Origin of the sequence: Parasphingorhabdus sp. (assembly GCF_036568145.1) — a bacterium.
Classification (GTDB): Bacteria; Pseudomonadota; Alphaproteobacteria; order Sphingomonadales; family Sphingomonadaceae; genus Parasphingorhabdus.
In genome coordinates, this window is record NZ_DATCTC010000006.1 from 1 (window position 1) to 22,177 (window position 22,177).

General features: G+C 53.1%; 26 protein-coding genes and 1 tRNA gene. 8 read left to right on the plus strand and 19 right to left on the minus strand.

Annotation, left to right across the window (positions count from 1 at the left end):
* Nucleotides 1-280, plus strand: a 280-nt coding sequence (locus tag VIN76_RS01105; protein WP_332039971.1) for a hypothetical protein, incomplete at its 5' end; no start/stop codon positions are given.
* A 272-nt stretch (nucleotides 281-552) separates the two neighbouring features.
* On the plus strand, nucleotides 553-2,523 hold the full coding sequence (locus VIN76_RS01110; protein WP_332039972.1) for a S9 family peptidase: 1,971 nt from the start codon (nucleotides 553-555) through the stop codon (nucleotides 2,521-2,523).
* 57 nt (nucleotides 2,524-2,580) lie between these two features.
* Here the strand turns inward: VIN76_RS01110 and rpsD are convergent, their stop codons facing one another.
* Nucleotides 2,581-3,195 (minus strand): 30S ribosomal protein S4, encoded by a 615-nt coding sequence (gene rpsD / locus VIN76_RS01115; RefSeq protein WP_332039973.1) that lies wholly within the window; start codon nucleotides 3,193-3,195, stop codon nucleotides 2,581-2,583.
* A 111-nt stretch (nucleotides 3,196-3,306) separates the two neighbouring features.
* On the opposite strand from rpsD, the gene VIN76_RS01120 reads away from it, so the two are divergent.
* Complete coding sequence (locus VIN76_RS01120) at nucleotides 3,307-3,723, plus strand: chorismate mutase (RefSeq protein ID WP_332039974.1); 417 nt, start codon at nucleotides 3,307-3,309, stop codon at nucleotides 3,721-3,723.
* A 12-nt stretch (nucleotides 3,724-3,735) separates the two neighbouring features.
* On the opposite strand, the gene VIN76_RS01125 is transcribed toward VIN76_RS01120, so the two are convergent.
* From VIN76_RS01125 to gspJ, 16 genes are all read right to left on the minus strand, one after another.
* A complete protein-coding gene (locus tag VIN76_RS01125) occupies nucleotides 3,736-4,467 on the minus strand; it encodes an RNA methyltransferase (RefSeq protein WP_332039975.1) in 732 nt (243 codons plus the stop codon).
* Nucleotides 4,464-4,940 carry a transcriptional regulator NrdR gene (gene nrdR, locus VIN76_RS01130; protein ID WP_332039976.1) on the minus strand — a complete coding sequence of 159 codons (477 nt, stop codon included), beginning with the start codon at nucleotides 4,938-4,940 and terminating at the stop codon, nucleotides 4,464-4,466. The genes VIN76_RS01125 and nrdR overlap by 4 nt, the downstream gene beginning before the upstream one ends.
* Before the next feature lie 12 nt (nucleotides 4,941-4,952).
* On the minus strand, nucleotides 4,953-6,263 hold the full coding sequence (gene glyA, locus VIN76_RS01135; protein ID WP_332039977.1) for a serine hydroxymethyltransferase: 1,311 nt from the start codon (nucleotides 6,261-6,263) through the stop codon (nucleotides 4,953-4,955).
* A complete protein-coding gene (gene rpiB / locus VIN76_RS01140) occupies nucleotides 6,260-6,709 on the minus strand; it encodes a ribose 5-phosphate isomerase B (RefSeq protein ID WP_332039978.1) in 450 nt (149 codons plus the stop codon). The genes glyA and rpiB overlap by 4 nt, the downstream gene beginning before the upstream one ends.
* 188 nt (nucleotides 6,710-6,897) lie before the next feature.
* Nucleotides 6,898-8,838 (minus strand): potassium transporter Kup, encoded by a 1,941-nt coding sequence (locus tag VIN76_RS01145; protein WP_332039979.1) that lies wholly within the window; start codon nucleotides 8,836-8,838, stop codon nucleotides 6,898-6,900.
* A gap of 152 nt (nucleotides 8,839-8,990) precedes the next feature.
* Nucleotides 8,991-9,644: a tetratricopeptide repeat protein gene (locus VIN76_RS01150; protein WP_332039980.1), complete on the minus strand. Its 654-nt coding sequence runs from the start codon at nucleotides 9,642-9,644 to the stop codon at nucleotides 8,991-8,993.
* Nucleotides 9,644-10,057, minus strand: a complete 414-nt coding sequence (locus VIN76_RS01155; protein ID WP_332039981.1) for a cytochrome c-type biogenesis protein — start codon at nucleotides 10,055-10,057, stop codon at nucleotides 9,644-9,646. The genes VIN76_RS01150 and VIN76_RS01155 overlap by 1 nt, the downstream gene beginning before the upstream one ends.
* Nucleotides 10,054-10,581: a DsbE family thiol:disulfide interchange protein gene (locus VIN76_RS01160; RefSeq protein WP_332039982.1), complete on the minus strand. Its 528-nt coding sequence runs from the start codon at nucleotides 10,579-10,581 to the stop codon at nucleotides 10,054-10,056. Before VIN76_RS01160 ends, VIN76_RS01155 begins: the two co-directional genes overlap by 4 nt.
* Nucleotides 10,578-12,515: a heme lyase CcmF/NrfE family subunit gene (locus VIN76_RS01165; RefSeq protein ID WP_332039983.1), complete on the minus strand. Its 1,938-nt coding sequence runs from the start codon at nucleotides 12,513-12,515 to the stop codon at nucleotides 10,578-10,580. The genes VIN76_RS01160 and VIN76_RS01165 overlap by 4 nt, the downstream gene beginning before the upstream one ends.
* Nucleotides 12,512-12,961, minus strand: a complete 450-nt coding sequence (gene ccmE, locus VIN76_RS01170; RefSeq protein WP_332039984.1) for a cytochrome c maturation protein CcmE — start codon at nucleotides 12,959-12,961, stop codon at nucleotides 12,512-12,514. Before ccmE ends, VIN76_RS01165 begins: the two co-directional genes overlap by 4 nt.
* Before the next feature lie 28 nt (nucleotides 12,962-12,989).
* Nucleotides 12,990-13,124, minus strand: a complete 135-nt coding sequence (locus VIN76_RS01175) for a hypothetical protein (RefSeq protein ID WP_332039985.1) — start codon at nucleotides 13,122-13,124, stop codon at nucleotides 12,990-12,992.
* Entirely contained in the window at nucleotides 13,121-13,837 is a 717-nt protein-coding gene (gene ccmC / locus VIN76_RS01180) for a heme ABC transporter permease CcmC (protein WP_332039986.1), read from the minus strand. The genes VIN76_RS01175 and ccmC overlap by 4 nt, the downstream gene beginning before the upstream one ends.
* A 146-nt stretch (nucleotides 13,838-13,983) precedes the next feature.
* Nucleotides 13,984-15,033 (minus strand): Leu/Phe/Val dehydrogenase, encoded by a 1,050-nt coding sequence (locus VIN76_RS01185; protein WP_332040077.1) that lies wholly within the window; start codon nucleotides 15,031-15,033, stop codon nucleotides 13,984-13,986.
* Between the two features lie 129 nt (nucleotides 15,034-15,162).
* A tRNA-His gene (locus VIN76_RS01190) sits at nucleotides 15,163-15,239 on the minus strand.
* Nucleotides 15,240-15,342: 103 nt separating this feature from the next.
* Complete coding sequence (gspK, locus tag VIN76_RS01195; protein ID WP_332039987.1) at nucleotides 15,343-16,332, minus strand: type II secretion system minor pseudopilin GspK; 990 nt, start codon at nucleotides 16,330-16,332, stop codon at nucleotides 15,343-15,345.
* The gene (gspJ, locus tag VIN76_RS01200; RefSeq protein ID WP_332039988.1) at nucleotides 16,329-16,955 is read right to left on the minus strand and encodes a type II secretion system minor pseudopilin GspJ; all 627 of its coding nucleotides are present in this window, start codon (nucleotides 16,953-16,955) and stop codon (nucleotides 16,329-16,331) included. The genes gspK and gspJ overlap by 4 nt, the downstream gene beginning before the upstream one ends.
* 110 nt (nucleotides 16,956-17,065) lie before the next feature.
* Between gspJ and VIN76_RS01205 the strand changes: the two genes are divergently transcribed.
* From VIN76_RS01205 to VIN76_RS01225, 5 genes are read left to right on the plus strand one after another with little or no spacing between them, the layout of a single operon-like run.
* Nucleotides 17,066-17,704 carry a 2OG-Fe(II) oxygenase gene (locus VIN76_RS01205; RefSeq protein WP_332039989.1) on the plus strand — a complete coding sequence of 213 codons (639 nt, stop codon included), beginning with the start codon at nucleotides 17,066-17,068 and terminating at the stop codon, nucleotides 17,702-17,704.
* Entirely contained in the window at nucleotides 17,658-18,968 is a 1,311-nt protein-coding gene (locus VIN76_RS01210) for a divalent metal cation transporter (RefSeq protein WP_332039990.1), read from the plus strand. Before VIN76_RS01205 ends, VIN76_RS01210 begins: the two co-directional genes overlap by 47 nt.
* Nucleotides 18,965-19,723, plus strand: coding sequence for a 5-oxoprolinase subunit PxpA (gene pxpA, locus VIN76_RS01215; protein WP_332039991.1), 759 nt, complete (start codon nucleotides 18,965-18,967; stop codon nucleotides 19,721-19,723). Before VIN76_RS01210 ends, pxpA begins: the two co-directional genes overlap by 4 nt.
* 53 nt (nucleotides 19,724-19,776) lie before the next feature.
* Nucleotides 19,777-20,385, plus strand: a complete 609-nt coding sequence (locus tag VIN76_RS01220; protein WP_332039992.1) for an allophanate hydrolase subunit 1 — start codon at nucleotides 19,777-19,779, stop codon at nucleotides 20,383-20,385.
* Nucleotides 20,382-21,332 carry a biotin-dependent carboxyltransferase family protein gene (locus VIN76_RS01225; RefSeq protein WP_332039993.1) on the plus strand — a complete coding sequence of 317 codons (951 nt, stop codon included), beginning with the start codon at nucleotides 20,382-20,384 and terminating at the stop codon, nucleotides 21,330-21,332. Before VIN76_RS01220 ends, VIN76_RS01225 begins: the two co-directional genes overlap by 4 nt.
* Before the next feature lie 30 nt (nucleotides 21,333-21,362).
* Here VIN76_RS01225 and rpmE read toward each other — a convergent pair whose 3' ends face one another.
* Nucleotides 21,363-21,593: a 50S ribosomal protein L31 gene (gene rpmE / locus VIN76_RS01230; RefSeq protein ID WP_332039994.1), complete on the minus strand. Its 231-nt coding sequence runs from the start codon at nucleotides 21,591-21,593 to the stop codon at nucleotides 21,363-21,365.
* 117 nt (nucleotides 21,594-21,710) lie between these two features.
* On the minus strand, nucleotides 21,711-22,169 hold the full coding sequence (fabZ, locus tag VIN76_RS01235) for a 3-hydroxyacyl-ACP dehydratase FabZ (RefSeq protein ID WP_332039995.1): 459 nt from the start codon (nucleotides 22,167-22,169) through the stop codon (nucleotides 21,711-21,713).
* Nucleotides 22,170-22,177 lie beyond the last annotated feature (8 nt).

Sequence of the window (22,177 nt, forward strand, 5' to 3'; positions counted from 1 at the left end):
GTTCCGCGCCTATCAGGAGCTTGTTCTCGCCGGGCGCTCGGAGCCCGAGCTTCACAAGCTCCTCACCTCAAGCTACCGCGCCTTTATCAACGAATGGCACGAAATCGCGCACTCAAAATTTGGCTGGAAATATTCCGACCCACAAATAGTGAAATCGAGTAATATTGCACATTACCTGCTCGACGGGATGGCCTTTGGTCGTCTCGGCGGACAATTAGATGAAAATGAAATCCAGGAATTACTCGACTACACTAAACAGCTATTACGCGGACACACGTAAAGGCCGCGTACGGATGGTTATTTGCAAATTATCCCTTCCCATGATTAGCAGGGCCAATAACCTGTCGGCAGATTGGCTAACTCACAAATAACGCTAGTCAAACCGGTCCTGCACCTTTGATTCAGTACATCTCCACATGATCGTAAAACGGTAAATATAAGAAGGCTCCCTCATGAACTAATCCCTTATTATTGCTAATGCCATAGGATTATTTGCGATTGACTGCCCCCGGTTTCTAATTAAGACTTATGTAAATATAAGAGGGGGCATAATTGAATAATTCTATTCGTTCTGTAATTTTGTCATTTTGTCTACTGTCCAGCAGCGCATGGGCCGGGCAGAATCAGGTAAAACCAACCGCAGCGGAGGTTTTTGGCGCTCTTCCGGCTGTTTATGACATCAGCCTTTCGCCCGATGGGTCGAAATTGGCATTTATTGCATCGGGATCGGGCGGAATAACCGATCTATTTGCTATTGATTTATCCCAGGCCAACCAAAATCCGGTCCGGGTAGCGCGTGCAAAAGGCGATCCCGATAATCTGCAATGGTGCAACTGGGTATCCAATGTCCGGCTGATTTGCCAGTTCGGCGGTCTCCATGAGCATAATGGCGAAATCCTGGGCTTTAGCAGAATTGTCGCTATCAACAGCGACGGTAGCGATCCGGTGTTGCTGAGCAAGCGACAAAGCGGCATCGCATTGGGATTCAATCTTCACGGAGGTAGGGTTATTGATTGGCTGCCCCAAGAAGATAATTCGGTGTTGATGACCAGATTATATATTGAGGAAATGCGCTCCGGTTCAAGAATAGCCAATAGCGCGGAAGGGTTGGCGGTAGAGAAAATTGATACCTTGACCGCAAAAACAAAGTTTGTCGAACGTCCGACACGAGAGGCCCTCGAATATATTACGGATGGCAAAGGCAATGTTCGCATTAAAGGTATGCGGACCAAATTGGGTCGCACGGAACTCGATAGCGGCGAAATAAAATATTTCTATAAAACCGGCGGAAAATGGCAACGTCTGACCGAGCTGAACTATGCAAACCGGACAGGGTTTAACCCCTATGCTGTTGATGCTTCAACAAACCGGGTTCTTGGATTCGCTCCCTACCAAGGACGTCAGGCGTTGATGGCAATGGCACTTGATGGCACAGCGAAAACCGAAGTCATATTCTCCCATGACGAAGTGGATGTTGACGACCTGATCAGAATTGGCAGGAATAACCGCGTGGTAGGAGTGAGCTATTCCACAGAAATGCGGCACGGAGTATATTTCGATCCTGAACTTTCCAATCTAGCCACTGCTCTCTCAAAAGCTTTAGGAAATGAAAAGTCAGTAAATTTTGTAGATTCCAGTCAGGATGAATCGAAATTATTGGTCTGGGCCGGGGCGGATACGGACCCCGGTCAATATTTCCTGTTCGATAAAAATACTAAGGCAATGAAGCCGCTGTTAGGCGTGCGCCCTCTCGTTGAAGGTCAAAAACTGGCAACGTCACGGCCCGTATCCTATCCCGCCGCAGATGGCACCATGATCCCTGCTTACCTGACATTGCCGCCAGATGGTGCAACCAAGAATATTCCGGCCATAGTCATGCCGCATGGCGGACCGGAGGCACGGGATGAGTGGGGCTTTGACTGGATGGCGCAATTTTTCGCCAATCAAGGCTTTGCCGTGATTCAACCGAATTTCCGTGGGTCTTCGGGTTACGGGGATGCGTGGTATTACAAAAATGGTTTCCAAGGATGGAGGACTTCTGTCGGAGATGTCACCGATGCTGGCCGGTGGCTGGTATCCGAAGGCATCGCCAAGCCCTCGGCATTGTCCATTGTCGGCTGGTCCTATGGAGGATATGCAGCATTGCAATCCTCGGTTCTGACTCCGGATTTGTTCAAGTCCGTAGTGGCCATCGCCCCGGTAACCGATCTGTCTTTACTCAAATCGCACTCAAAAGGCTATTATTCCGGTGCTGTCACGAGGGACTTCATTGGTTCTGGCCCTCATATAAAAGAAGGCTCCCCAGCGCAGAATGCAGCAAACATCAATGCGCCGGTCTTGCTGTTTCACGGCGACTATGACCAGAATGTACCTGTCGACCAAAGCCGTTTCATGGCAAAAAAGTTAAAGGATAGCGGAAAGTCCGTTCAATATTACGAATATCCTAAACTCGCACATAGTCTTCACGACGCGGAGGTGCGGGCCGAGATGCTGCAAAAGTCGCTGGACTTTCTTCCGAAATAACGCACAAAAAAGGGCGACTCCAGAGGGGCCGCCCTTTTTTGTATATCGTTTAACCGGTTAGCGTGAGTAGAACTCGACGACCAGATTTGGTTCCATTGTCACCGGATAAGGCACTTCATCCGGAGCAGGTATGCGGACATAGGTCACTTTGTCGGTGCCATCCGGGGTAATATATTCTGGAATGTCGCGCTCTGGAAGGCTTTGCGCTTCGATAACCAACAGCATTTCCTTAGCCTTGTCGCTCAACGAAATAACGTCGCCGGGCTGCACTTTACGCGATGCGATGTTACATTTAACACCGTTCACGCGAATATGTCCGTGGCTGACAAGTTGGCGTGCCGAGAAAATCGTTGGCGTGAATTTGGCGCGGTAAACGACCATATCCAGACGCTGCTCCAGCAGACCGATCAGGTTATGGCCGGTGTCGCCTTTCATGCTCGATGCTTCTTTATAAGCGCGCTTGAACTGTTTTTCGGTTACGTCGCCATAATAGCCTTTCAGCTTTTGCTTGGCGCGCAGTTGGATACCATAGTCGGAAAGCTTGCCTTTGCGGCGCTGACCGTGCTGGCCGGGACCATAATCGCGGCGGTTAACAGGTGATTTGGGGCGGCCCCAAATATTTTCACCCATGCGGCGATCAAGTTTATATTTGGAACTGGTACGTTTTGTCATGTCAATGACTCCTAATTTGCTTAAAGAACGATCCCGGAGTGCACCGAAAACCCATTGGATTAACGCGGCTACCGCTTCACCGGGGTGCGGAGCCAATTGCAAGCCGCGCCTATGACGATGCAGGGCGTAAATGTCAAGCAACTATGGGGCAATAAATCGCGCCGGAAACGCCATGTTTACTCGACTTGCAGCGCCGCAACGATTAAAGCCGCTGACATGACCAATACGACCCCGTTACCGCCCATGGAAACCATGGCTGACGTCCGCACGCAAGTGGACCGGATTGATGGCGAGCTGATCGCCCTGATGAAACAGCGTTTTGCCTGTATGGACGCCGCCGCGCGTATCAAGCAGGACCGCAATACCGTGCGTGACGAAGGGCGCAAGGCGCAGGTTCTGGCAAATGTGAAACAATTGGCTGGCGATGCCGCTCTTCCGGTTCCTACCATGGCCGCGATCTGGGAAATGCTGATAGAAACTTCGATCAGCTATGAATTGCAGAAATGGGACCAGATCAGGGACAAGTAAGCGCCCCGATCGTTATTTCTTTACAAACGGCTTCTCCAGAGCGCTGATAATACCGCGCCACGTCTGCACTTCTTCATTGGTCCATGCCGGTTTGGTGACCATATTGCGGAGCGTTACCTTTGTTGCGGCTGCGCGGTCCGGCGGATAGAAATAGCCAGATCCCTCCAGTGCCCGCTCCAGATGTTCAAAGAAACGGTCCAGCTCGACTTGCGGGGCCGGTTCGCGTTTTTTCTTTTCAATTGTGGGCTGCACGGTGCCCGAATGATCCATCTTTGACAGCTCGTAAGCGACCAATATTACCGCTTGTGCCAGATTGAGCGAACCAAAGTCCGGGTTGATCGGCACGGTGATGATCTTGCGGGCAAGCTCAACGTCCACAACTTCCAGACCGGAACGCTCCGGTCCGAATAAAATCGCGCATTTCCCGCTGGCCGAGGCAATATCCTCTGCCGCCTGAGCCGGGGTCAGGACATCCTTCGTCATCCCGCGCTTGCGGACAGTAGTCGCATAAATATGCGAGCAATCTGCAACGGCCTCTGCTGTGGTCGCAAACACCTGAGCTTCTTCCAATACCTGATCAGCCCCGGCCGCAGTCGGGCCAGCCGACGGGTTGGGCCAGCCATCTCTGGGATCGACAATCCGCATCTCGGTCAGGCCGAAGTTCAGCATCGCCCGCGCAGCTTTACCAATATTCTGGCCAAGCTGCGGTTTTACAAGAACGATAATCGGTTTGCCCGTGCTCATTTGTTCATGACATCGGTGATGCCAATATCTTTCACACTACCGGCAAATTCTTCAAAATCCCTGGCCTCGGTAAAGTCCTTATAGACTGATGCGAAACGGATATAGGCAACAGAGTCGAGGTTTTTCAAACCGTCCATCACCATTTCACCGATGCGTTTAGATGGTATTTCCGTTTCACCGCTCGTTTCCAGCTGGCGCTGGATACCGGATACGAGCTGATCCATCTGCTCTTGCGCGATGCCGCGTTTACGGCAAGCAAGTGCCACCGACAAATCAATCTTGGACCGGTCGAAAGCCTCCCGCCGGTCCTGACTCTTCACAACGCTGATTTCACGAAGCTGTATTCGCTCAAAAGTCGTGAACCGTGCCCCGCACCCCTCGCATTGCCGCCGCCGCCGGATAGTCGTCCCATCCTCCGTGGGACGGCTATCTTTTACCTGGCTATCGTCATGGGCACAAAAGGGGCAACGCATAGGCTGTTCCGATTATTCCGGGTAAATCGGAAAACGGGCGCAAAGCTCTTGAACGCGCTCACGAACATCGGCTTCTACTGCCGGATCACCGGCCTCCCCTTTTTCGCGCAGCCCGTCCAGCACGTCGGCAACCATGTCGCCAATCAACTGGAATTCCGCAGGTCCAAAACCGCGCGTCGTTCCTGCTGGAGAGCCGACACGAATACCGCTGGTCTTCATCGGTGGCTGTGGATCGTTCGGAATGCTGTTCTTGTTGCAGGTTATGCCCGCCCGTTCGAGAGCTTCATCGGCATCACGGCCGGTAATACCCAGCGGCGAAAGGTCAATAAGCGCGACATGCGTATCTGTTCCGCCAGCTACCAGATCGGCCCCGCGCTCTTTCAGTCGTGCGGCCAGCACTTTGGCATTTTCGATAACCGCTGCGGAATAGCTTTTGAATTCGGGCCGTAATGCCTCACCGAAAGCAACGGCTTTTGCGGCGATGACGTGCATCAGCGGACCGCCTTGCAAGCCGGGGAAAACAGCGGAGTTAATTTTTTTGGCAATGGCCTCGTCATTGGTCAATATCATGCCGCCACGTGGACCGCGCAATGTCTTGTGCGTCGTGGTGGTCACGACATCTGCATAGTCCAACGGGCTTGGATGATCACCTGCCGCCACCAGACCTGCGAAATGGGCCATATCAACCATGAAGAGCGCGCCAACCGCATCGGCAATCGCGCGGAACTTCGCAAAATCAATCTGCCGCGGATAAGCGGAACCGCCAGCGATAATAAGTTTCGGCTTATGCTCTTTGGCCAGCGCCTCAACCTCGTCAAAGTTTATCAGGTGATCGTCTTCGTTCACGCCATATTGAATGGCATTGAACCATTTGCCCGATTGCGCGGGTTTCGCGCCATGCGTCAAATGTCCGCCAGCATCCAGTGACATGCCAAGAATAGTATCGCCCGGTGTAGTCAGTGCCAGCATCACCGCGCCATTGGCCTGTGCGCCGGAATGCGGCTGAACATTGGCATAGCCGCAATTAAACAGCTTTTTCGCGCGCTCGATAGCCAGCGTTTCGACATCATCCGATGGTCCGCAGCCCTGATAATAGCGGCGCCCCGGATAACCTTCTGCATATTTGTTGGTGAAGACGGAACCCTGCGCCTGCAATACCGCCTTGGATACGATATTTTCAGAAGCAATCAGCTCAATCTGGTTTTGCTGACGCGACAATTCGGCATTGATGGCACCCGCCACTGCCGGATCGGTTTCCTCAACGGAGAAATCAAAAAACCCGGTAGGCCGGATAGTCTGTATATCTGCGACATTACTCATCATGCTGCTCCTTCGACTATTGGGGCGGAAAGTTTATCGACGCGCCGTTGATGCCGGTCTCCGCCAAATTCCGTGTTCATAAAAACATTCAAACAATCTTTTGCGATCTCGATCCCGACCACACGTGCGCCCATAGCGATGACATTGGCATCATTATGTTCGCGTGCCAGCCTGGCCGACAGCCCTTCGGACACAAGAGCGCAGCGACAGGCCGGATTGCGGTTGACGGCAATGGATATACCAATACCCGACCCGCATAAAGCAACGCCGCGATCAGCATTACCCGACGCAATGGCATTTGCCAGCTTATAGCCATAATCGGGATAATCCACGCTGTCCGTTGTCATGGGGCCCAGATCATCCACTTCATGCCCGGCATCGACAAGCCACTGAACCAAAACGGCTTTCATTTCTATGGCAGCATGGTCGGAAGCAATAGCGACACGCATGGGGAGCAGTCCTTCAGTCTATACGAGAATCGATGGTCCGGTATGTAGTGGAGCCGCTTGGCTTAGGCCACAAAATATTGCGCTTTTCTGACAATTAAATCGTAACGATAAAGCGCCCGGACAATCCCTGTATCAAATCTTGAAGACGGATGGATAAGCGACCCCATATACTTATATACTGTTCCGGCTCAAATCTCCATCTGGCTACCGAGCTCGACAACACGATTACTGGGTAGCTTGAAAAACTCCATCGCGGTGGCGGCGTTACGCAGCATCCAAGCGAATATTTTTTCGCGCCAGATCATCATCTTTGGCTTTTCGGACGGTAACAGCGTCTGCCGCGACAAGAAGAAGCTGGTCGTCATCATGTCAAACTCCATGCCGCATTCCTTTACCTTTTTAAGGGCCATCGGAATGTCGGTTTCCTGCATGAAGCCATAGTTCAGGATCAGGCGATAGAAACCGCTCCCCAAATCGGTAACGTCAACCCGCTCTGACCAGGGGATGCTGGGTACATCCTGAATATTCACCGTCAGGATTACCACGCGCTCGTGAATGATCTTGTTGTGCTTGATATTGTGCAGCAATGCCGAGGGCACACCCTCTGCAGAAGAAGACATGAATATGGCGGTTCCGGGAACCCGCATGGCACTTTGCTTGGCCGACTTGGCAAAAACCTCCAGGGGCATGGCCGCTTCCGCCATTTTATCCCGCATGATTTTGCGCCCCTTGGCCCATGTTGTAAGTAATATAAAAGCGACTGCTCCGACCAATAGCGGGAACCATCCGCCGTCCGGAACCTTGGTCAGGTTCGCCGCAAAATAGGCACCATCGACAAGGAAGAAAATGCCAATCAGCGGGAATGCATACCACCATTTCCATTTCCAGAGCGTCAGAACCACGATTGCCAGCAAACAGGTGTCGATGAACATCGCGCCGGTAACGGCAATACCATAAGCCGAGGCAAGGTTGCTGGAGTTCTGGAACGTCAGAACAAGCAATATGACCGCTATCATGATGGTCCAGTTGACGACCGGGATATATATCTGACCTGATTCCGATGCACTTGTATGCTTGATCGTAAGGCGCGGGATGAAGCCCAGCTGGATCGCCTGATGCGTGACCGAAAATGCGCCTGAAATAACCGCCTGGCTGGCGATGAAGGTGGCCATTGTCGCCAATATCACCAACGGCAGCCGCAAAACTTCGGGGGCAAGGATGAAGAACGGGTTCTGGATTGCTTCTGCTGCGCCCGCAGAATCAAGCGCAAGAATCATCGCTCCCTGTCCGAAATAGTTGCAAAGCAAGGCTGGCAGCGCAAAACCGAACCATGCGATCCGCATCGGTTTTTTACCGAAATGCCCCATATCGGCAAACAGAGCTTCCGATCCCGTAACCGCCAGTACAACGGAACCCAAAGCCAGAAATGCCTTGGTTCCATCGATCATGAAAAATTGCACCGCATACCAGGGATTTAGCGCGACCAATATTCCGGGATAACTGATAATGTGGCTTATTCCCAAAACCGCAAGCACAGAGAAATATATCATCATGATCGGCGCGAATAATGCTCCGATTTTGGCCGTTCCCCGCGATTGTATCATGAAGAGGAAAATAAGCAGGCCAACAGCAATAGGGAGCACCCAAGGAGCCATCCCGGCATGGACAACCGTCAACCCTTCGACAGCCGATAAAACGGAAATGGCAGGCGTAATCATGCTATCGCCATAAAATAGCGATGTTGCAAAGACGCCAAGCAATACCGCAACCCAGCCCAGTTTTGACTTTCTCAAGGCACCGGACAACAATGCGACAAGAGCCAGACTTCCGCCCTGCCCCTTGTTATCCGCGCGCATCAGGATCGTTACATATTGGATCGACACAACCAAGGTTATCGACCAGAATATCAGGCTGACGACGCCCAGAATGTGAATATTGTCCAGTTCCAGCGGATGGGCACCAACGAACGTCTCACGAAATGCGTAAAGCGGGCTGGTACCAATATCGCCAAACACGATACCAATCGCACCCGCGACCAGCTTGGTGACACCGCTACCCTCTTGGCGAGAGCCATGCGGCTGGATAGCTCGATTACGTTTCTTTTCAGATTTTGATGTCGAATCAGACATTGATTGCCGTACTGGCCGTACCCCTATTGGCTCAAAACGGTGGCGCTGGTCTTGCGCTGCCGCAGTGACAAGCGCGGGCGATTAGCATGGGCCTTCAGGCTTAGCAACAAAGGTAGGCGCTACGCCTGTTATCTAGTTGAAAATATTATGATTTAGTTATCTGTAGCCGGGTTTTCAGGGGTTGGGAGCGATGGCTGCATCTGCTCCATAGCGGCCAGACGCGACTCGAGGTCTTCACGCCACGGCGCGTCTTCCGGACTGCGCTTCAAAAGCTCCGCCCAGATCGCCCGCGCCTGATCTATCTTGCCGGACTGGGCATATGCCAGTCCAAGGAAAAACGGCGGCCCGGGATGTTCGGGCGAAATATCGGCTGCTCTTTGAAACGCAAACTGGGCCGCCGGAGTGATGATGCCGTCGGCATGAACAACCAGCGCATTGCCAAGCCCGACCCACAGGTCAGGATCATTCGGATGTTCCTTGACACCGTTACGCAGGTAATTGGCCGCAGCGCCATGCTTGCCACTGCGGTTTAGGGCATCTGAAAATACCAGCCACTCGCGCGCAGTTCCGAAACGCTCACCCATTTCCGTGCGGGATTGGATCTTGCTCTCGTCAAAGCTGCTGGCCTTTTCCTTTGGCTCTACCGATACGCCCGCCATGCCCGGATGGCCTTGCCAGGCATATCCGGCAACACCAAGCAACAACGCCGCTCCGGTCAGTTCATAAGCCCCGCGCGGCAGCTTGCCGAGAAAAACCAGACCGCCAAATAGCAGCAACAAAAAGCCAAGGAGGATCAACCAACCCATCAATCTTTATCCTTCTTACGGCGAAAACGCCCCCTGGCCAGCATCAGGGCCAGGATCAACAGTAATACCGGCGCGATCCACAAAGGCCATGTCAAGGGGGTTACAGGCGGATCATAGCTCACCCAGCTACCATAACGCTCGATCAGCCAGCTACGGATTTGCTCCGGCGTTTCGCCCGCCATAATACGCTCACGGACCTGGCTACGCATATCCCCCGCCATCGGGGCATTGCTATCCGCGATGGACTGGCTCTGACATTTCAGGCAGCGTAATTCTTCCATCAAATCGCGCGCAGCCGCCTCTTTCGCCGGATCAGCCAGTTGCTTGTCAGCATAAGGTGCGGGCGGCAATCCGGTTTGGGCAGCGGCCGGAAGAGCAATGGACAAAAGGATCAAGGCAAGAATATATCTCATTGCGCCTTCCGTAATATTTCAAGCAATTCCGGCACATCTTCCTTTCGGATATCGCCGATATGCTGGTGAACGATGATGCCATTGCCATCTATCACAAAAGTTTCCGGCACGCCCGACGAGCCAAGCTCCAGTTGCACCGAGCTGGTCGTGTCCGACCCGATCCTGCTATAAGGATTGCCCCAGCGGTTCAGGAAATTCGCAATATCCTCCGGCGTATCCCGGCTGGCTATCGCGTAGATGTCCACACCCGCTTGTTGCAGTTCGAGCAGTTGCGGAGCCTCCGCAATGCAAGGCAGGCACCAGCTTGCAAAAATATTGAGCAGCTTGGGCTTGCCGTCCGTTAGATCGCTGCTGCTCAGGGCAGGCCGCTGTTCGACCGCTGCGGGCAATGAAAATTCCGGCATCGGTTTGCCGACCATTTTCGATGTAATGATATCGTCTTTCGGCGTTATCAAACCAGCCGCCACAATCGCAAAAAACAGTCCGAAGAGCACTAGCGGAACCCAGAGAAGCCAACGGTTCATAAAACCATTTCCGCATATAGTTTTTGTTTATGCTGCACATAGCGCCGCCGCAAACGTCCGATCAGTGCCAGCAATCCGCCAAGCGCAACCAATATCCCGCCATACCAGATCAGCGTCACAAACGGCTTCCACCAGACCCGTATCTGCCAGCGCCCCTGGGCATCGCCCTCACCCAGAACCACATAGAGCTGCCCGTTCCAGCGTGTTAGCAGGGCAGCCTCGCTTGTCTGGGTCTGGGCCGCAGCGAACATGCGGTTTTGCGGTGCAATCTCGACTTGTTTCCCCCCATCATATTGAGCGGTCATCCGCGCTTCCAAGGCAGTCCAGTTCGGCCCGGCAACCGGCTCTATCGCTTCGAATTTCAGCTTCCACTTGTTCACCGTAATCTCGTCACCGGGCACGGCAGCAACCAATCTTTCTTCGGTAAAGCTACTTTCCGACGCCATCCCGACCAATGCCACGGCAATACCGAAATGCGCGATCACCATACCATAAGTATGCATGGGCGTCCGCCGCAAATTGCGTTTCCACAGCGGCGCAAAGCTGGCCACAGCAACCCCGACGGCAAGAGCCAGTCCAAGCAATGACAAGACCGACATGCCCGTTGTCAGCAAAACCAGCAGGAACAAAGCACCGGCGGTAATCAATACCGGAAAGGATATCCGGCCCAGTAAAGTCTTTATATTATCACGCCGCCAGCGCAGCAAAGGTCCAGCGGCCATGATCGCCACCAGAATAAGCGCCAGCGGGCCAGTTGCGAGATTGAAATATGGCGGGCCAACGGACAGCTTTTCATTGGTCAGCGCTTCCACCACCAGCGGATAAAGCGTCCCGACGAAAACGATGCCTAATATCGCGGATAGTAACAGGTTATTGGCCACCAAAGCACCTTCCCGGCTGACCGGTTCAAACCGTGCGCCTTCCCTCACCGTGCCTATCCTGAGCGCGAACAGGGCCATGGCACCGCCAATATAAATGGCGAGCAGAGCCAGAATGAAGCTGCCGCGTTCCGGATCAACGGCAAAGGCATGGACACTGGTCAATATGCCTGAACGCACCAGAAATGTGCCGATCATCGACATAGAAAAAGCCACAACTGCCAACATCACCGTCCAGGCCCGCAAACCATCGCGCGTCGCCAGAACAGTCACAGAATGCAGCAAAGCGGTGGCCGCTAGCCAAGGCATGAGCGAAGCATTTTCAACCGGATCCCAGAACCACCAGCCGCCCCAGCCCAGCTCATAATAGGCCCAATAGCTACCCGCAGTAATGCCTAGCGTCAGGAATATCCATGCGCCCAGCACCCATGGCCGCATTGCTCTTGCAAAGGCCGGGCCGACATCACGGGCAATCATCGCGCCAACCGCAAAGGAAAAGGCGACCGACAGGCCGACATAGCCAAAATACAGGGTTGGCGGATGGAATGCCAGACCGGGGTCCTGCAACAGCGGGTTTAGCCCCTGCCCATCCTGCGGAACCGGAAACATGCGCTCGAACGGATTTGAGGATATGAGCAGAAACGCATAGAAACCAATGCTGATAAATGCTTGCGCGGCCAATGTTGTGACCAGCGTTTTTACTTTTAAACTGCGCTCGAATAAGGCGATGAACGCCCCGGCAAGCCCCATAACCGTAACCCACAGCAACATGGAGCCTTCGTGATTGCCCCAGGTTCCGGCAAATTTATAGAGCAGCGGTTTGACCGAAGCGCTGTTATTTACCACCAGCGCGACAGACATGTCAGAGCGCAGGAACAGCCAGATCAACAACAGGAATGACAGCGTAACGAGAACGCCTTGCGCCACCGCTACGGGCCGGATCGCGGCGCAATAATCCTCGCGGTCAAAACGCACTCCAACAGCGCCCAGCGCAAATTGCAGCATTGCCAGTCCTGCGGCCAGCCACAGTGCGATCAGACCTGCTTCTGCAATCATTCGACCAGCGTACCCGTTTTCACCATATTGCCGGTCATATCAATTCCCTCCAATTCACGCGGGATATAGTTTTCATCATGTTTGGCGAGTAAAGTCTCTGCCACGAACACACCGTCGCCGGTCAATTTCCCGTCGGCGACAACGCCCGACCCTTCAACAAACAAATCGGGTGTGATGCCGGTATAGATAACCGCCTGCCGCTCGGTGCCGTCCTGAACGATGAAATTGACCGTTACACCGTCATCATCATGCCGGATAGAGCCTTCCTCAACCATCCCGCCCAGGCGGATGGCCTGACCGGCGGCTGGTTTTTTGGCAACTATGTCAGATGGCGTATAAAAATAGCTGGCCTGATCCTGCAGCGCAAAAGCCGCCAACAGACCTGCACCAACCAGTGCAAGCAGGGCAAGCACTGCCAATGTCAGTCTTTGATGTTTCGCCTTCACCGCTTGATCCCATTCATTTGCTGGCCAATTACCTTCTGGCCCTTTTAAGCTTTTCCGCCTTAGCTTCCGATTTGCGCATGGACAAATAGCTTTCGGCAATAACCATTGCCGTGCCGCCCAGTACGATTACATAGGATGCAATGATAAAAGGCCAATGATTCATTCTGCCGCCATCCGTTTCAATCTTGCCTCTACCTTGGTTTCCGCCAATATTCCGCGCATCCGCATCAGCACTATTGCGCCAAATATCAAGCTAAAGCCAACTACATTTACAGCGAGCGGCCATAGAAACGCTGTATCAATGGAAGATCCGCTGACAGTGATGCTCGCCTTTTGATGAAGGGTATTCCACCACACGACCGAACGGTTGATGATCGGAATATTGATCGCTCCGATAATCCCGAAAATCGCGGTTACGCGGGAGACGCCGCCTTTTTCGCCGCTCGCATTGGCAAGCGCGATATAGGCAAGATACAGAAAAAACAGAACCAGCACCGATGTCACGCGGCCATCCCAGACCCACCATGTTCCCCAGGTCGGACGTGCCCAGACCGATCCGGTAATCAGTCCCAAAGCGGTGAACAAAGCGCCCGGAACAGCCACTGCGCGCGCCGCGACCGCAGCCAAAGGATGCCGCCACGCGATTTGCACAATGCTGGCAATCGCAATCGCGGTCCAGCCGCCCATAGACAGCCAAACGGTCGGAACGTGGATATAGAGAATACGGACGCTATCGCCCATCAACCTGTCAGCGGGGGCATAGAACAGGCCATAGATCGAACCAAAAGAGATCAATACAAAGCCAATCGCCATGAACCAAAGCGTTAGCGGCCTGGCAAGCGACAGAAAGCGGGTGGGATTTGCGTATGCGTGCATGAAAAAACGGTTATTGCCTCTGGCTACTGTGCGACCAGTAAAATTGGATTTTTTGATGGCAGAACTGTCACTGGGCGACAAGTGTTTTTCTGGATGAACAGGGTGAGAATCTCCGAAACACCCTGCTTACACACCCTGTTTCTGCCTCAACGCCCCAATAACGCCTCTGCCATATTGTCCGCGACATCGGCCGATGGCAGTTTGCGGGAATCACTTTCTTCCCATATTTCAGTCAGACGTTCCGGGATTTGAGCAACCCTGCGGTTCACTTCTTCAACATCACCGTCGCCAAGATATTCCAGGGCAACACTGATGATCCCACCCGAATTAATCACATAATCAGGTGCGAACAGGATATCACGGTCAAAAATCCGTTGGCCATCTTCGGGCGTCGCCAACTGGTTATTGGCAGCGCCGGCAACAATAGGCGCGTTTAGATGCGCGATGGTCACTTCATCCAATATTGCGCCCAAGGCATTGGGACTGAACACATCTGCTTCCAGACGCATGATTTCATCCAGACCAACGACGGTCGCACCAATTTCTCCCGCTAACTTGCTTGCATGATCTTTATCAATATCCGCAATACTCAGCCGCGCGCCGTTTTCGGCTAACAGCCGGGCCAGCTTGCCACCGACACTGCCAACGCCCTGAATAGCAACATGGACACCCTCGACGCTATCACGGCCCAGCTTATATTTCACGGCTGCCTTCACGCCAAGGTAAACACCCATTGCCGTGAACGGGCCGGGATCGCCGCCTGCATCGCCCTTATCGCTGATCGGCAGGCCGGATACATATTTTGTCTGTTTGGATATTTCGACCATATCTGCGGTGCAGATACCGACATCCTCCGCTGTGATATAGCGGCCGCCAAGCGAATCGACCATACGGCCAAAGGCGGCCATCATTGCGGGGGTTTTCGTCCGGTTGCGGTCTGCTAATATTACCGCTTTGCCGCCGCCCAATGGCAATCCCGCCATTGCATTTTTGTAACTCATACCGCGCGACAGACGCAGCGCATCTGTCACTGCGGTTTCGCGATTCTCGTAATGCCAGAATCTCGTGCCGCCAGCCCCCGGCCCCAAATGCGTGGAATGAAGGGCAATAATCGCTCGAAGGCCGGTTTCAGCATCATGAAAGAAATGGACACCCTCATGCCCGTCAAAATCCTGCAAATCCCACATAGCAACCATTGGAAAGCCCTTCATTAGGTGCGCAATATAATTTGGAAGTGCTGTAATAATATTACAATACCCATTTGTCACCCAGATAATTGGGAAACGGCAAACTAGGGAATATGTCTATTCGGTGGTTTTGTAAAATGGGGCGACCGAGGGGTCTCGAACCCCCGACCTCCGGTACCACAAACCGGCGCTCTAACCAACTGAGCTACGATCGCCACAATCGCATGACATATAAACTGCCTGCTGCGCGCCGCTGCATAGGGATGCATAGGGGCTGACGTCAAGCATTTAGAGCATCACTGAGCTATCAATCAAGCATCAAAATGCATCGCCCCGCTCACGGTGGACCAGCCGGGCCGGTTGGCGCGCCGCATCGACCAGTGCGCGCTCCTCTACAAAAGCGCTTTGCATCTCTACCGTCATGTCGAGTCTGAACCAGCGCGTCGCCAGTTTTACCTGACTCTGGACCTCTGGAGATGCAGCAAAACTGGATGGGAAGGATTCGGCCCAGAAATCATTCAGGCTGCCATAGCCCACATCCGCCCTACGGCCCAGAAACTGCCGGGCTCCGCCAATATCGGGGTTGTTGGAAAGCATGGCGAGCAGGATCGCCTGCTCCGGACGAAGGGTGTTGATGTTAATGGGTGACAAATCAGTAGTCGGCAGCGCACATAACCACGGAGCAAGCTGCGCGTAAACGTCACTCGTCATGCCCTTCACCGCCCGCAGCTCGCTGATATCGACCAGCACTGCATTTGCGGTGCGATACGGTGTTTCCAGCCGCGTATAATGCTCATCCTCCGCCCCGCTCCGCAAGGGGGCCGTGTCACTATCGATCCAGTCGGTTAGTGACTCCATAATCTCCATGGCCTGTCCTTGCGGAATATCTAACAAGCCCATCAACCGCATAAACTGCGCCTGGCCTTCCGGTCGTGCGGTTAAAACAGCCCCCGTCTGTTGCACCACACTGTTCACATTGAAACAATTTCCCCCATCTCTAAGCGCCGCAGTTATCAAACCGCCGGGAACCGGAAAATGCCGATCCTGCCCGTTCCAGCCCCCCAGATTGGTTGTTCGTCCGGGTGAAATGACAACAATCTGTTCAGCCGATTGCATGCCAATCGATTCTGCTGCAATCAGATAAGCCTTGGCCTGGCTGAGTTCGCGGGCATTGGCCGCAAGCTTGGTTGCCCCCGCCAGCCGATCAATTCCGTGCGCGGCAAGCACTGCAATGACGGCCACCAGCAGCAAAACCGTCAACAAGGCGGCGCCGCGTTCACCTTTTCGCACGCTTCCGTTCCGCTTCACAAATATCCCGTCCCGACCAGAAAGACATGGCGATAGCTCCGGCCATTCTGGTCAAACCGCAGTTCAACCGCCCGCGGAAGATCACTGAGCCGCTCGGTCCGCCAATCGCGCACCCATTGCCCCCTTTTGTCGCGAAAACGCAATTCAAGCCCACTGATATCGTCTAGCAATATCGCAGGTTCGCTAATCGAACCGCCGTCGGTCATCTCGTATTGCAACCGCTGAAGTTCGCCATCATTCACTCGGTAAGACACACGCACCATATTGGAACGCAGCTTGTTATTGATATTACTCTGTCCGCCGCGCGTAAAAGAAAGCGCTCCCCGCTCACTACTTCCGGTTTCGCTGACAAAGGCCGCCACACGCTCACCGCTTTCGTCTCGATAAGGCCGGGGGAGTGCCTGGCTCAAATCGGTTTCGAGCAGTGAAACCAAACGCTGCATCCGCGCCATGTCGCCAAGTTTCGCATCTGTAACCTCATTGCTATTGACCGCTCCCCGCAAAAGGGCGACTCCGGCAACCGAAAGCAGCGAAAATACAAACAACGCAACCATCATCTCAACCAATGTGAAACCGGCTTGGCCTATAATGCTATCGCCGTGATTATGGTTTGCGTTTGCCATGTCCTGTTGCCCTATATCCGCATTATATCGCCCCGCAAAGAGCGGTTGCAGCACATGGATTTTCATTTAATCTGCCCTACCGGACATCAGGAGCGATTTCAGGCCTGTTTATGACAGATAAAAACACCACTACCGCTGAACATCTGCTGGCACATGGTAAAGTGCAGCGTTATCCAAGCAAGCAGGTTGAGATATGTTTGCTAAAAAACTTTCTCAACGAGGCTGAATGTCATCAGTTGATTCAGAGAATCGATAAGAACCGGCGCCCATCAACAATAGCTGATGCGAATGGTGACGATTATTTCCGGACCAGCGAAACATGCGACCTGGATCATAAAGATCCCTTTGTCGCGGAAATAGATGCAAAGATTTGCGACTTTTCCGATATTGATTCTGCTTTTGGGGAACCTCTTCAAGGCCAGCGCTATGCCGAAGGGCAGGAATTCAAAGCCCATACCGATTTTTTTGATCCGCACGGGCAGGATTTCAAAAAGTTCTGCGCCCAATCCGGCCAGCGGACCTGGACTTTCATGATCTACTTGAATGAACCCGACGCCGGTGGCGCCACCCGTTTTGTAAAGCTCAACAAGAAATACGCGCCGAAGACCGGCAATCTATTGTGTTGGAATAACCTGTATTCTGATGGCCGCATCAATGATCTAACTCTTCATCACGGAATGAGAGTGCGTAAGGGAACCAAATATGTCATCACAAAATGGTTCCGGGAACGACCATGGGCATGGAGTTAATGAAGAAATCGCCACACAGGGGGGCACTCATATTGCGGCAAGTTCCATGAAACTGACACGCTATCGCCCCGGTCCGGCTATGATGGTATCTGCCGCCTTTATTGGCCCCGGCACAGTTACCGCCTGCACGCTTGCCGGCGCTAATTTTGGCTTTGCGTTGATATGGGCACTGGTTTTTGCAACGATAGCAACGATCATCTTGCAATCGATAGCTGTACGGGTCTCACTGGTGTCCCGTATGGGACTTGCAGAGGCGATGATGCAGACGGTTACCTCACCACTGCTTAAATGGCTCGCTTCCGCGCTGCTCATAGCTGCTTTGGTGCTTGGAAATGCCGCCTATGAAGCAGGCAATATTACCGGTGCTTTATTGGGCCTTGAAGCATTTAATGAAGATATGTCAATCAATCGCAGCACTATCATATGTGTGATTGCATTGCTTGCCGGGACAGTAATCCTATTATCGGAACCACGCTGGATTGAACGGATCTTGATCGCAATTGTTCTTTTCATGTGCCTGTCTTTCCTGCTGACATTCGTGATTACACGGCCAGATATTCCCGCAATTTTGGGAGGAATCATCCCCACTATTCCGGAAGGCGGATTGCTGACAGCCATTGCGCTGATTGGGACAACCATCGTCCCGTATAATCTGTTCCTCCATGCTGCAAGTGTAAGGCAGCGCTGGTCCGAAAGCGATCTACCCGAAGCGCAAACAGACAGTGCTTGTTCCATCGGGCTAGGCGGGTTAATCTCGATCATCATATTGGCAACGGCGGCAACCAGCTTGTTCGGAAACGGGAAAGAGATTTCCAGTGCTGTTGATATGGCGAAACAGTTGAGCCCACTATTTGGCAGTTTTGCCGCTTGGACACTGGGTGCCGGGTTATTTGCAGCGGGGTTGAGTTCCGCCATTACCGCACCATTGGCGACAGGATATATTGTGCAGGAGATTTTCGGAAGGACAGATGCAGCATCCTCGCGAACGCCGTTTCGCGTCGGCGCGTTGCTGGTCATATTGTCCGGAACATTTGGTGCATTGCTCAATTACAAACCGGTCGAAATCATCTTTGTGGCGCAAATTGCCAACGGTCTGTTACTGCCAATCATTGCATTTTTCCTTATCAGACTGGCCAATGATGACGCTCTGCTTGGCAGACATGTCAATGACTGGAAGGCCAATGTTGTCGGGGCAGTAATATTGGCTGTTACCGGAATGCTGGGCCTTCGTTTGATTGCGCGTGCAATGGGATGGTGGCCATGACAAATAGTATCGATCTAAACGCCGATCTGGGTGAGGATGACAGTGACAGTGGAATTGCGCGCGATATTGCCATTATGAATATCGTGACCAGTTGCAACATTGCTTGCGGAGGTCATGCCGGCACACCGGAAACCATGCAGGCTATGTTGAGGGCTGCAAAAACAAAGGGCATTTCAGCGGGGGCGCATCCTTCTTATCCTGATCGTGATAATTTTGGCAGGACGAGCATGATTATGCATCCTGACAAGTTGAAAGACAGCCTGATGGAACAAATGGAGGCTATTGAAGCAATTGCGGGTAATGTTGGAAATCGGCTGACCCACCTGAAGCCGCACGGCGCGCTCTATAATGATGCGCAGGATGACGAGATCCTGTCGGATGTTCTTGCCAGTATAGCGCGGGCCAGGAATCTGGCTCTGGTGGGAATGGGAGCATCGGCCGTTGAACAGTCTGCGCAAAAGCATGGAGTATATTTTATCGCGGAAGCCTTTATTGACCGGCAATATACCAGACATTCCCGGCTTGTGCCGCGGAGTGAAAATGGCGCGGTTATCCATGATGAAAGCGGCCGGATCAAACAAGGTCTGATCCTCGCACAAGGGAAAGCCATTACTACCGAAGAAAACCATTCGACGATCATCCGGGCCGAGACATTATGCCTTCATTCCGATAGCGACGGAGCGCTTGCGACAGCGAAAGAAATCCGCCGAATGCTGGAGCGCGAAGGCATAAACATCGAACCACCGGTAAGGTGAGCACTATCGACATTCACGCCTGCGATGACTGGCTGTCATGCCAATTGGATGATTTGAGCGCAGTTCATGCGGCCAGCACCGCTATTCAGGGGCAGTCGATGTGGCAGGAAGTTGTTTCCGGAATCGATAATATCGCCGTGCAATTTGATCCTGCCCAATTGAAGCCCAATGAAGCGATAAAGCTATTTCGCAGCCAATTACAGGGTGTTACACATAATAAACCACTGCAAATATCACCTGTCACGATACCCGTTTGCTATGATGAGGACTTTGCACCTGATGCGAAATGGATAGCCGAAAAACTGGGGATTTCGGTCACTGCGCTTATCAAGTGGCATAGCGGCATGCGCTTCACAGTCACGATGCTCGGTTTCATGCCGGGATTCACTTATCTGCAATGCAGTGATGACATCACGGAAATCGGCAGGCTACCCAAACCCAGGCAGAAAGTGGCCGCAGGCTCGGTCGGTATCATTGGCGACCAAAGCTGCATCTATTCTTTCAGCAGTCCTGGCGGATGGCCGATAATTGGACGGACACCTTTGCCTCTATTTGACCCGGCCAAAGACAAGCCCGCATTGCTGTCCACAAATCAATCTGTTTCATTCAGGCCAATAGAACGAGCCGAGTATGACGCTATTGCTAGAGAAGAATGTCGATGACGATCATGGTCATTAAACCCGGTCTGCAAAGCACGTTGCAGGGCGCGCCCTTTACGGGCCATCGCCATTTGGGCATGCCCGCAGCCGGTGCGGCGGATTGCCTGTCGCTTGCCTTGGCAAATCATCTGGTCGGGAATGCACCGGATGCCATAGCGATAGAAATCACGCTGGATGATGCCAAATTCGCCTTTGCTTGTTCCACCGTCATCGCCCTGACCGGAGCCGCTGGATTTTTGCGGCAAAACGGTGAAGATCGCCCGTTACATGCGCCGGTGATCGTGAAACCCGGCGACGAAATCCATGTCGGACCAGCGAAACTGGGCTGCCGGTCCTATCTCTCGGTTTCCGGTAAACTGGACGCGCAGTTGCTGTTAGGTGGGCAGTCCACTTATCTAGCTGCCGGTCTAGGCGGATTTCATGGCCGGGCGTTGAAAGCGGATGATATTCTGGATTGGACGGCCGCAAAATCAGATCCGAAAACTCTGAACCGGAAAACGCCGCAAAAGTTACAGCCAACTATTTTGGATAAATATATTCTCCGGATCACCGAAGGACCGGAACATATTTTGCTCAGCGCCGCTTCCCGGCAAATGTTTTTCGAGAATAAACACAAGGTAGGGACACGGGCTGATCGTATGGGGCTTTGCCTTCAGGGCGCAGTTCTGGAAACCGTGAACAGCCCGCAAATGAACAGCGCACCTGTTTTCAACGGAACGGTGCAGTGCCCCCCTGACAGCGAACCATTCCTGCTTGGCCCTGATGCCCAGACCACCGGCGGCTATCCACGGATAGCGCAAGTGATTCGGGCCGACCGCCACTTGATCGGGCAGCTACGCCCCGGATCAGAAATCCAGTTTGTTCGCACAACAGCTGAACGGGCAACAGAAATCTACCGGCAAAAACAGTCACTGCTCAAGCCATGGCTCGGAACCATCAACCTGTGGTGAGCAGAGGCGCGAAGCCCCTGCAGACACAGCTTAGTTTTTCTTGAGTGACAAACCGCCAAAGCGCTTGTTGAAACGTGCGACCTGACCGCCCGTATCCATCAGACGCTGGTTGCCGCCGGTCCATGCCGGGTGCGATGACGGATCAATATCCAGTTGCAGCGTATCGCCCTCTTTGCCCCATGTGGAGCGGGTTTCAAACACTGTACCGTCGGTCATCTGGACCTTGATAAGGTGGTAATCGGGATGCGTATCTTTTTTCATTTTATGCTCCAAAACGGGCTGGTTTCCGACCAGATCCCCAAGCGTGTGATAATATGCGAAGCGGCGGATTAACCGCCGCCGCTCCAAAGTGCAAGATTCTTTTAGCCTATAGCCCGGTTATGAACCTGGCGGGTCGGCAATCATTGCTGTAAAATTAGCTTCAGCCGCCAATTTGTCGCCAACCATCGCCTGCCCTGCAAATTTGCACACCCGTGGGCGCTTCTGGACAAATTTAACATTGAGCGACAGTAAACAGCCGGGCTCCACGGGATTGCGGAATTTTGCTCCGTCAATCGCCATGAAATAAACAAGTTTGCCGGAACCGGCCAGTCCAAGGCTTTCCATCGCCAACACGCCCGCTGCCTGAGCCAGCGCTTCGACGATCATAACCCCCGGCATGATGGGCCGCCCGGGAAAATGGCCCTGAAAAAATCCTTCATTTATCGTAACGGCTTTCACCGCACGAATGGATTCGTCCTTGACCAGTTCCTCTACACGATCAACCAGCAACATGGGATAGCGGTGCGGTAACACCGCCATCACCTTGGTTACATCATAATCCAATGACTCGGACATATGGTAAT

What these genes read in the sequence shown, in the direction of transcription:
- rpmE (WP_332039994.1), bottom strand. Translation starts at nt 21,593, where the DNA reads ATGAAAAAAGATACGCATCCCGATTACCACCTTATCAAGGTCCAGATG.
- rpsD (WP_332039973.1), bottom strand. Translation starts at nt 3,195, where the DNA reads ATGACAAAACGTACCAGTTCCAAATATAAACTTGATCGCCGCATGGGT.
- VIN76_RS01155 (WP_332039981.1), bottom strand. Translation starts at nt 10,057, where the DNA reads ATGAGATATATTCTTGCCTTGATCCTTTTGTCCATTGCTCTTCCGGCC.
- VIN76_RS01160 (WP_332039982.1), bottom strand. Translation starts at nt 10,581, where the DNA reads ATGAACCGTTGGCTTCTCTGGGTTCCGCTAGTGCTCTTCGGACTGTTT.
- rpiB (WP_332039978.1), bottom strand. Translation starts at nt 6,709, where the DNA reads ATGCGTGTCGCTATTGCTTCCGACCATGCTGCCATAGAAATGAAAGCC.
- VIN76_RS01175 (WP_332039985.1), bottom strand. Translation starts at nt 13,124, where the DNA reads ATGAATCATTGGCCTTTTATCATTGCATCCTATGTAATCGTACTGGGC.
- gspJ (WP_332039988.1), bottom strand. Translation starts at nt 16,955, where the DNA reads ATGGCAAACGCAAACCATAATCACGGCGATAGCATTATAGGCCAAGCC.
- VIN76_RS01125 (WP_332039975.1), bottom strand. Translation starts at nt 4,467, where the DNA reads ATGAGCACGGGCAAACCGATTATCGTTCTTGTAAAACCGCAGCTTGGC.
- VIN76_RS01185 (WP_332040077.1), bottom strand. Translation starts at nt 15,033, where the DNA reads ATGGTTGCTATGTGGGATTTGCAGGATTTTGACGGGCATGAGGGTGTC.
- VIN76_RS01120 (WP_332039974.1), top strand. Translation starts at nt 3,307, where the DNA reads ATGACGATGCAGGGCGTAAATGTCAAGCAACTATGGGGCAATAAATCG.
- VIN76_RS01205 (WP_332039989.1), top strand. Translation starts at nt 17,066, where the DNA reads ATGACAGATAAAAACACCACTACCGCTGAACATCTGCTGGCACATGGT.
- VIN76_RS01145 (WP_332039979.1), bottom strand. Translation starts at nt 8,838, where the DNA reads ATGTCTGATTCGACATCAAAATCTGAAAAGAAACGTAATCGAGCTATC.
- glyA (WP_332039977.1), bottom strand. Translation starts at nt 6,263, where the DNA reads ATGATGAGTAATGTCGCAGATATACAGACTATCCGGCCTACCGGGTTT.
- VIN76_RS01225 (WP_332039993.1), top strand. Translation starts at nt 20,382, where the DNA reads ATGACGATCATGGTCATTAAACCCGGTCTGCAAAGCACGTTGCAGGGC.
- pxpA (WP_332039991.1), top strand. Translation starts at nt 18,965, where the DNA reads ATGACAAATAGTATCGATCTAAACGCCGATCTGGGTGAGGATGACAGT.
- nrdR (WP_332039976.1), bottom strand. Translation starts at nt 4,940, where the DNA reads ATGCGTTGCCCCTTTTGTGCCCATGACGATAGCCAGGTAAAAGATAGC.
- VIN76_RS01210 (WP_332039990.1), top strand. Translation starts at nt 17,658, where the DNA reads ATGTCATCACAAAATGGTTCCGGGAACGACCATGGGCATGGAGTTAAT.
- fabZ (WP_332039995.1), bottom strand. Translation starts at nt 22,169, where the DNA reads ATGTCCGAGTCATTGGATTATGATGTAACCAAGGTGATGGCGGTGTTA.
- VIN76_RS01150 (WP_332039980.1), bottom strand. Translation starts at nt 9,644, where the DNA reads ATGGGTTGGTTGATCCTCCTTGGCTTTTTGTTGCTGCTATTTGGCGGT.
- VIN76_RS01165 (WP_332039983.1), bottom strand. Translation starts at nt 12,515, where the DNA reads ATGATTGCAGAAGCAGGTCTGATCGCACTGTGGCTGGCCGCAGGACTG.
- ccmC (WP_332039986.1), bottom strand. Translation starts at nt 13,837, where the DNA reads ATGCACGCATACGCAAATCCCACCCGCTTTCTGTCGCTTGCCAGGCCG.